The sequence below is a fragment of the Acidihalobacter sp. genome, from assembly GCF_037381185.1.
Taxonomy (GTDB): domain Bacteria; phylum Pseudomonadota; class Gammaproteobacteria; order DSM-5130; family Acidihalobacteraceae; genus Acidihalobacter_A.
The window spans coordinates 41691-49236 of the sequence record NZ_JARRQY010000037.1 but is presented as its reverse complement, the minus strand read 5'-3'; the positions used below and the strand labels follow the sequence as shown (position 1 = coordinate 49236).

Below are 7546 nucleotides of genomic sequence, written 5' to 3'. Positions count from 1 at the left end.
GCGTAGAGCATGCCGGTGGAGCCGAAGCTGGGCAGCACGGTCTTGCCGGTGTCCTTCTTGAAGTCGGCGATGATGGCCTTGGCCGGTGCGGTGAAGTTGGCGGCTACCGCGATGTGCAGCGGTCCGGCTGCAAAAGCGGGCAGAGCGGTGGTGGCCGCGAGCCCAGCCAGGAGAACGGAGAGGTGGCGTAATAGTCGTTTGTACATAACGGTAGGTCCTTTCGTGGGTTGAGGGTAGGGTAAATGCTGTTTCAGCGGGTAACGGCGAGAATGACGCTGGAGGCCTTGAAGGCCGCGCAGGCGTCTGCGCCTTCATGCAGGCCGAGGCGTTCGGCGCTTTCGGAGGTGATGACTGCAACTACCGTTTTGCCGCCTTTGAGTTCGATGGCGACCTCGGCGTTGACCGGCCCGGTCTGAAGCCGTGAGACCGCGCCGCAAAGACGGTTGCGGGTGCTCAGACGCAGCGAGTCGTCCGCGCGCGTGACGATGACCGACGGCGCCTTGATCAGGGCGTAAGCCTCGACGCCTTCTTCGAGACCGAGCGTTTCCAGACTGTGATAGGTGATGACGGCGGTGACGCGGTCGTTGCCGCCGATGTCGAGCACGACCTCGGCGTTGACCGGCCCCGGCGTGATGCCGACGACGTGGCCCAGGAAGTGGTTGCGGGCGCTGGTGACCATGTTGAGGTTCCTTATCCATTGCAGGTGCTCGCCAAGCTCGTCCCCGGCCGCTTCGATGCGTTCCAGCATCCGGCGGTATTCCCTTTCGAGAATTCCGAACAGTTCTATCTGCCGCAGGCCGTGGTCGGTGACTTGGCTTCCCCCGCCGTGTTTGCCGCCGGCGCCGCTGACTACCAGCGGGCGGTCGGCGAGGTTGTTCATGGCATCCACGGCGTCCCACGCGGCTTTGTAGCTCATGCCGATGGTGCGGGCGGCGGCGCTGATCGAACCGCTTTCGGCGATGCCTCGCAGCAGGGTGATCCGCCGCGTGCCGAGGAAATCGCTGCCGTCGCGCTCGAGCGTGAGTCTGCCGGTCAGGTGTTTGTCGAGGTTCATGTTCATGGCGGTTCGATATATATACAGGAATATAACGATTCTCGTCGAGCATGACGGACCGGGATGGTCCGCCATACGGTGTTTCGAAACAGCCTCTGCCTCAGGCGTAAGTGGGAGCGAAAGCCTTTTCCGGCTCGGTCACCGGGCCATCCGCACCCCAGTAGGGCGAGAGGCGGCGTAGATTGGCCATGATCGGCGGCACGGCCTCGATCACGCGTTCGATCTCCTCGGCCGTGTTGTAGCGCGACAGCGAGAAACGCACGGTGCCGTGCGCCGCGGTGTACGGAATGCCCATGGCGCGCATCACGTGCGAGGGCTCCAGCGAGCCGGAGGTGCAGGCCGAGCCGCTGGAGGCGGCGATACCGGCCTTGTTCAGCAGCAGCAGGATGGCCTCGCCTTCGATGTATTCGAATGCGATGCTGGCGGTGTTGGGCAGACGGCTGTCGAGGTCGCCGGTGACGAAGGCGTATGGCACCTGCGCCAGAATGCCGTCTTCGAGCCGGTCGCGCAGCGCACGCACGCGGGTGTTCTCTTCGTCCATGTGTTCCATGGCGAGTTCGGCGGCCTTGCCCAGGGCGACGATCGCGGCGGTGTTCTCGGTGCCGGCGCGGCGTCCGCGCTCCTGATGGCCGCCACGCAGCAGCGGGCGGAAGCGCGTGCCGCGGCGCAGGTAGAGCACGCCGACGCCCTTGGGCGCGTGCAGCTTGTGGCCGGACAGCGAGAGCATGTCGATGGCGGTCTCGCGCAGCTTGATCGGCAGCCTGCCGACCGCTTGCACCGCGTCGGTGTGGAACATTACGCCCGCTTCGGCGGCCATCTGCGCCATGCGTTCGACCGGGAAGATCGTGCCGCTTTCGTTGTTGGCCCACATCACCGAGACGATCGCCGTGCGCTCGGACAACAGCGCGCGGTAGGCATCCAGGTTCAGCCGCCCGCGCGAATCGACCTCGAGCCGGTGCACGGTGTAGCCGTCCTTCTCCAACTGCTCGCACAGCGTCAGCACTGCGGGATGCTCGACCACGGTGGTGATGATCTCGCGCCGCTCGGGCTGCGCGCGCAGCGCGGAGAGAATCGCCGTGCTGTCGGATTCGGTGCCGCAGGAGGTGAAGATGATCTCGGAGTCGTGCTCGGCGCCGAGCAGCGCCTGCACCTGCGCGCGCGCCTGTTTGATCGCACGGCCCACGCGGTCGCCGAAGCTGTGCATGGACGACGGGTTGCCGAACTGTTCGGTGAAGAACGGCAGCATCGTGTCCACGACTTGCGGGTCGACCTGGGTGGTCGCGTTGTTGTCGAGATAGATCGGTTCCATGGTTCAGCTCCTCGTCGCGTAGGCCTGGGCGGGCGTGGCCGGCACGACGCGCACGAACTCGCCGAGCACCTCGACCAGACGCTGCTGCACGCCGCCGAGCGTGGCGCCGGCCAGCTGGCAGCCGTTGCAGGCGCCGATCATGCGCACGTAGATGGTCTTGCCGTCGATGTCGACCAGCTCGATGTCGCCGTGATCGGCCTGCAGCTGCGGGCGCAGCTCCTCGATGGTCTTTTCGATCAGGCGTATGCGCTCGAGGTTGGTCATGCCGGCCGGTTTGCCCGGTTTGGCTGCCGCCTTGCCGGCGGGGACGAAGGCCTCGCCGCGCTCGGCCATGACGCGCGTGAGAATGTCCTCGATGCCTTCGTGGCAGGCGCCGCAGCTACCGCCGGCCTTGGTGTAGTTGGTCACTTCCTCGACGCTGGACAGGCGGTTCTCGCGCACCACGTTCTCGATCATCACGGCGTCCACGGCGAAGCACTTGCACACCAGATCGCCTTCCTCGTGGTCGTCCTCCCAGACTTCTCCGCGGTAGTTGGCGACGGCTGCGGCCAGCGCCTCGCGGCCCATCACCGAGCAGTGCATCTTCTCCGGCGGCAGGCCTTCGAGGAAGTCGGCGATGTCCTGGTTGCTGACCTTGAGCGCCTCGTCCAGCGTCAAGCCGCGCACGATCTCGGTCAGTGCGGAGCTGGAGGCGATCGCCGAGCCGCAGCCGAAGGTCTGGAAACCGGCCTCCGTGATGCGCTCGCTGTCGGGATCGACCTTCAGGGTCAGGCGCAGCGCGTCGCCGCAGGAAATCGAGCCGACTTCGCCCACGGCGTTGGCGTCGGCCACGGCGCCGGCGTTGCGCGGGTTATAGAAGTGCTCCTTGACCTTCTCGGAGTATTCCCACATGGCGGTGTCCTCCCGGGCGGGGCCGGTTCAGGCGGAAAAGGAGCTGCCGCAGGCGCAGCTCGACTGGGCGTTGGGGTTCTCGAACTTGAAGCCGGAACCATCGAGGCTGTCGACGAAGTCCACGGTGACGCCTTCGAGCAGCGGGGCGCTCAGCGGGTCGACGTAGACCGACAGGCCGTTGCAGTCGATGACGGCGTCGTCGCTCGCCGGGCTTTCCTCCAGGCGCATGCCGTACTGAAAGCCGGAGCAGCCGCCGCCGGTGATGGTGACGCGCAGCCCGGAGACGGGCTCGCTGCTCGACTTGATGAAGCGCTGCACGGCGCTGATGGCTTGTTCGGTCAGGGTCAGCATGACGTCTTCCTCGAAGCGTGGTAACTGGGTTCGAGAGTGTTTCAAGCAATAGAGGTGCCAAAGCCCGAAATTGCGCTGCAGACCCCGCCAGCGCTGGAGTTCGGGCTATGTTGGCGTGTGTGGCAAACGAGACCACGAAGCGATGCCGTGTGGCGGTTTTGTCGGTTTTGCTACACGGCGATGACCGTGTTCGCGAGGCATGGAATCGCCCCTGGAATGCAGTGTCGACAGGCCTGCCGGGCGATCGGCCGGCGTTTCCCGATCGCTGGTACGGCTTTTGCTGACGCTACAGGCACAAGCCACCGCTCGGCATTCTGGAGCACAAGCCATGCATATCGTCGTCTGTATCAAGCAGGTTCCGGACAGCGCGCAGATCCGCATTCATCCGGTGACCAACACCATCATGCGCCAGGGCGTTCCCGCGATCGTCAACCCTTATGACATGTTCGCGCTGGAAGAAGCGCTGCGTGTGCGCGACCGCCTCGGCGGCGGCAAGGTCACGGTGCTGACCATGGGGCCGCCCACGGCGGAGGCGGCGCTGCGCAAGTCACTGTCGCTCGGCGCCGATGACGCGGTGCTGCTGACCGACCGGCTGTTCGCCGGCTCGGACACGCTGGCGACCTCTTTCGCGCTATCGCAGGCCATCCTGCGTCTGAGCGAGCAGGAGCCGGTGGACATCGTCTTCACCGGCAAGCAGACCATCGACGGCGATACCGCCCAGGTCGGCCCGGGTATCGCTACGCGGTTGAATCTAAATCTGCTCACCTATGTGGCGAAGATCGAAAAGGTCGATCCGGAAGCCGGGAGCATCCGCGTGCACCGGCGCGCGGAAGGCGGCGTGCAGGTGCTCGAAGCGCCCATGCCCTGTCTGATCACCCTGCTCGAAGGCGTCAACACTCTGCGCCACGGTAGCATGCCCGACATGTTCCGCGCCGCGCGTACGCAGATCACGCGCTGGGGGCGCGAGGATGCCGGCATCGACGATCCGACGCGCATCGGCCTCAAGGGCTCGCCGACGGTGGTGACCAAGGTGTTCGCGCCCAAGCCCACTGCGGAGCCGGCAACGCAGCTCGAAGTCGCCGGACGCAGCCCCGCCGACGTCGCCGCAGACCTGGTCGAGCGGCTGTTCGACGACTCCGGCGATCTGGAGCGCTTGCTGCTGCGCCAGGCCGGGTGAACACGGAAGTAATGCGTCACATAACGAGGTAACGCGATGAACGCCAATACAGAAAACGCGCGGCCCAAAGGGCGGCGCTTCCAGCTCGACCCGAAGTTCGAGGCGTACAAGGGCGTCTGGGTCTTCGTCGAGCAGGAGCGCGGCGAGGTGCATCCGGTGTCCTGGGAACTGCTCGGCGAGGGGCGCAAGCTGGCCGACCAGCTCGGCGCCGTGCTCGGCGCGGTGATCCTGGGCGGAGGCGAGGAAGAGGCGCTGGCCGACGCGTTGGAAAAGGCCTGCGAGGAAGCCATCGGCTTCGGCGCGGATCTAGTCTACCTCGCCACTGGCGAAGTGCTCGCTGACTATCGCAACGAAACTTACACCAGCGCGCTGACCGATCTGGTCAACACGCACAAGCCGGAAATACTCATGCTCGGCGCCACCACCCTCGGCCGCGACCTGGCCGGCAGCGTGGCGACCACGCTGGGCACCGGGCTCACCGCGGACTGCACCGAACTCGACATCGACCCCGAGACGCGCAGCCTGATGGCCACGCGCCCGACCTTCGGCGGCAGCCTGCTGTGCACGATTCAGACGCTCAACTACCGCCCGCAGATGGCCACGGTGCGACCGCGCGTGATGGCCATGCCCGCGGTGGACCCGGCCCGCAGCGGCGAGATCGTGCGCAGCGGCTTCGGCATGAGCGAGGACGACGTGCTGGCCAAGGTGCTGGAGTTCATTCCCGACGAGGCTCGCGAGGGCGCGCAGTTGCCCTATGCCGAGATTATCGTCTCGGGCGGGCTGGGCATGGGCAAGCCGGAGAACTTCAAGCTGCTGTTCGATCTGGCCGGAGTGCTCGGCGCCGAGGTCGGCGCCAGCCGGCCGGTGATCCAGGCCGGCTGGGTCGAGGCCGACCGCCAGGTCGGGCAGACCGGCAAGACGGTGCGCCCGCGGCTGTACATCGCCGCTGGCATCTCCGGCGCGGTGCAGCACCGCGTCGGCATGGAGGGCTCCGACGTCATCGTCGCGATCAACAGCGATCCGCAGGCGCCCATTTTCGATTTCGCCACCTACGGCATCGTGGGCGACGCGGTGCAGATCGTGCCCGCGCTGACCGAGGCCTTCCGCAAACGGCTTGCGGTCACTCGCGCGGCGAGCTGACCGGGATCACTGGAGGATCATCGCAATGAGCGAATATTTCGACGCCATCGTGGTCGGCGCCGGTCCGGCGGGCAACGCTGCCGCCTACACGCTGGCCAAGGGCGGCCTGAGCGTGCTGCAGATCGAGCGCGGCGAGACGCCCGGATCGAAGAACGTGCAGGGCGCCATTCTCTACTCCGACGCGCTGGAGCGGATCATTCCCGATTTCCGCGAGGACGCGCCGCTGGAGCGGCCGATTCTGGAGCAGCGCCTGTGGGTGCTGGACGACGCCTCGTACATCGGCAGCACCTACCGCTCCGAGGAGTTCAAGAAGGGGCCGCCCAACCGCTATACCATCATCCGCGCGGAGTTCGACCGCTGGTTCTCCTCCAAGGTGCAGGAGGCCGGTGCGCTGGTCATCTGCGAGACCACGGTCACGCAGCTGCTGCGGGATCCGGCGGGCAAGGTCGTGGGGGTGCGCACCGACCGCACGGACGGCGACATCCATGCCGACGTGGTGGTGCTGGCCGACGGGGTGAACTCGCTGCTGGCGCAGCGCGCCGGCTTTCACGGCGAGCTGCAGCCCAAGGACGTCGCCCTGGCGGTCAAGGAGGTACTGTTCCTGTCGCCGCAGGTCATCGAGGACCGCTTCAACGTGGGCGAGGACGAGGGCGTGGTAATCGAGATGATGGGCAAGATCACCCAGGGCATGATCGGCACCGGCTTCCTCTACACCAATCGCGAATCGCTGACCATCGGTGTGGGCTGCATGGTGTCGAGCTTCAAGGAAGGCGGCATTCCGCCCTATCAGTTGCTCGAGGACATGAAGAACCACCCGGCGATCCGCCCGCTGCTGCGCGACTCGGAGGCCAAGGAGTATGCCGCCCACCTCATCCCCGAGGGCGGCTACAAGTCCGTGCCGCAGCTCTACGGCGACGGCTGGGTGATGGTCGGCGACGCCGCCGGTTTGGTCAACGCGGTGCATCGCGAGGGTTCCAACCTGGCGATGACCAGCGGTCGCCTGGCGGCCGAGACCATCATCGAACTCAAGAGCGAATCCTGTCCCATGGATGCGCGCTACCTGACCGAGTACAAGCGACGCCTGGACGGCAGCTTCGTCATGGCCGACCTGAAGAAGTACAAGGACGTGCCCGACACCCTGCACGCCCGCCCGCAGCTGTTCACCACCTATCCCGAGCTGATGAGCCGCGCGGCCATGCACATGCTGCATGTCGACGGTACGGACAAGAAGTCCAAGCAACGCCAGATCTTCCGCGAGTTCCGCGAGCAGCGGGGCTTGCTGGGAGCCGCTTCCGACGCCTATAAAATGTGGAGGGCGCTGAGATGACGACGACGCAGGTCAAGATCGAGGAAAAGCTGTTCCAGAACCGCTACCGGGTCGACGAAGGGCGACCGCACGTCAGCCTGCGCAAGGCCGAGGTGTGTCGTGACGAGTGCACCGACAAGGTATGCACCCACTGCTGCCCGGCCGGCTGCTACACGCTCGATGCCGACGGCGGCGTGACGCTCACCACCGACGGCTGCCTCGAATGCGGCACCTGCCGGATCATCTGTTCGGATCATCAGAACGTCGAATGGTGGTATCCGCGCGGCGGCTACGGCATTCTGTTCAAGTTCGGGTGAA

The 7546-nt window shown here is 66.0% G+C and carries 8 protein-coding genes and 1 pseudogene; 4 read left to right on the top strand and 5 right to left on the bottom strand.

The features are described 5' to 3' along the window. From P8014_RS13585 to P8014_RS13565, 5 genes and pseudogenes are all read right to left on the bottom strand, one after another. Positions 1-206: pseudogene (locus P8014_RS13585) on the bottom strand (molybdate ABC transporter substrate-binding protein); the annotation flags it as partial. A 44-nt stretch (positions 207-250) separates the two neighbouring features. Then, a complete protein-coding gene (locus tag P8014_RS13580) occupies positions 251-1060 on the bottom strand; it encodes a TOBE domain-containing protein (RefSeq protein WP_337817864.1) in 810 nt (269 codons plus the stop codon). Between the two features lie 94 nt (positions 1061-1154). Beyond that, positions 1155-2363 carry a cysteine desulfurase NifS gene (nifS, locus tag P8014_RS13575; protein ID WP_337817863.1) on the bottom strand — a complete coding sequence of 403 codons (1209 nt, stop codon included), beginning with the start codon at positions 2361-2363 and terminating at the stop codon, positions 1155-1157. Between the two features lie 3 nt (positions 2364-2366). Next, the gene (nifU, locus tag P8014_RS13570) at positions 2367-3254 is read right to left on the bottom strand and encodes a Fe-S cluster assembly protein NifU (protein ID WP_337817862.1); all 888 of its coding nucleotides are present in this window, start codon (positions 3252-3254) and stop codon (positions 2367-2369) included. 27 nt (positions 3255-3281) lie between these two features. After that, on the bottom strand, positions 3282-3605 hold the full coding sequence (locus tag P8014_RS13565) for an iron-sulfur cluster assembly accessory protein (protein WP_337817861.1): 324 nt from the start codon (positions 3603-3605) through the stop codon (positions 3282-3284). A gap of 328 nt (positions 3606-3933) precedes the next feature. On the opposite strand from P8014_RS13565, the gene P8014_RS13560 reads away from it, so the two are divergent. Genes P8014_RS13560 through P8014_RS13545 form a run of 4 tightly spaced genes read left to right on the top strand, consistent with a single transcriptional unit; the run spans position 3934 to position 7545 of the window. After that, positions 3934-4782: an electron transfer flavoprotein subunit beta/FixA family protein gene (locus tag P8014_RS13560; RefSeq protein ID WP_337817860.1), complete on the top strand. Its 849-nt coding sequence runs from the start codon at positions 3934-3936 to the stop codon at positions 4780-4782. 36 nt (positions 4783-4818) lie between these two features. Next, the gene (locus P8014_RS13555) at positions 4819-5922 is read left to right on the top strand and encodes an electron transfer flavoprotein subunit alpha/FixB family protein (protein ID WP_337817859.1); all 1104 of its coding nucleotides are present in this window, start codon (positions 4819-4821) and stop codon (positions 5920-5922) included. A 25-nt stretch (positions 5923-5947) separates the two neighbouring features. Then, positions 5948-7249, top strand: a complete 1302-nt coding sequence (locus tag P8014_RS13550; protein ID WP_337817858.1) for an FAD-dependent monooxygenase — start codon at positions 5948-5950, stop codon at positions 7247-7249. Continuing rightward, complete coding sequence (locus P8014_RS13545) at positions 7246-7545, top strand: ferredoxin family protein (RefSeq protein WP_337817857.1); 300 nt, start codon at positions 7246-7248, stop codon at positions 7543-7545. Before P8014_RS13550 ends, P8014_RS13545 begins: the two co-directional genes overlap by 4 nt. The last annotated feature ends 1 nt before the right edge of the window (position 7546 follow it).

Excerpts from the sequence above, each read along its gene's own strand:
- P8014_RS13580 (WP_337817864.1), bottom strand. The coding sequence starts at position 1,060 with ATGAACATGAACCTCGACAAACACCTGACCGGCAGACTCACGCTCGAG.
- nifS (WP_337817863.1), bottom strand. The coding sequence starts at position 2,363 with ATGGAACCGATCTATCTCGACAACAACGCGACCACCCAGGTCGACCCG.
- nifU (WP_337817862.1), bottom strand. The coding sequence starts at position 3,254 with ATGTGGGAATACTCCGAGAAGGTCAAGGAGCACTTCTATAACCCGCGC.
- P8014_RS13565 (WP_337817861.1), bottom strand. The coding sequence starts at position 3,605 with ATGCTGACCCTGACCGAACAAGCCATCAGCGCCGTGCAGCGCTTCATC.
- P8014_RS13560 (WP_337817860.1), top strand. The coding sequence starts at position 3,934 with ATGCATATCGTCGTCTGTATCAAGCAGGTTCCGGACAGCGCGCAGATC.
- P8014_RS13555 (WP_337817859.1), top strand. The coding sequence starts at position 4,819 with ATGAACGCCAATACAGAAAACGCGCGGCCCAAAGGGCGGCGCTTCCAG.
- P8014_RS13550 (WP_337817858.1), top strand. The coding sequence starts at position 5,948 with ATGAGCGAATATTTCGACGCCATCGTGGTCGGCGCCGGTCCGGCGGGC.
- P8014_RS13545 (WP_337817857.1), top strand. The coding sequence starts at position 7,246 with ATGACGACGACGCAGGTCAAGATCGAGGAAAAGCTGTTCCAGAACCGC.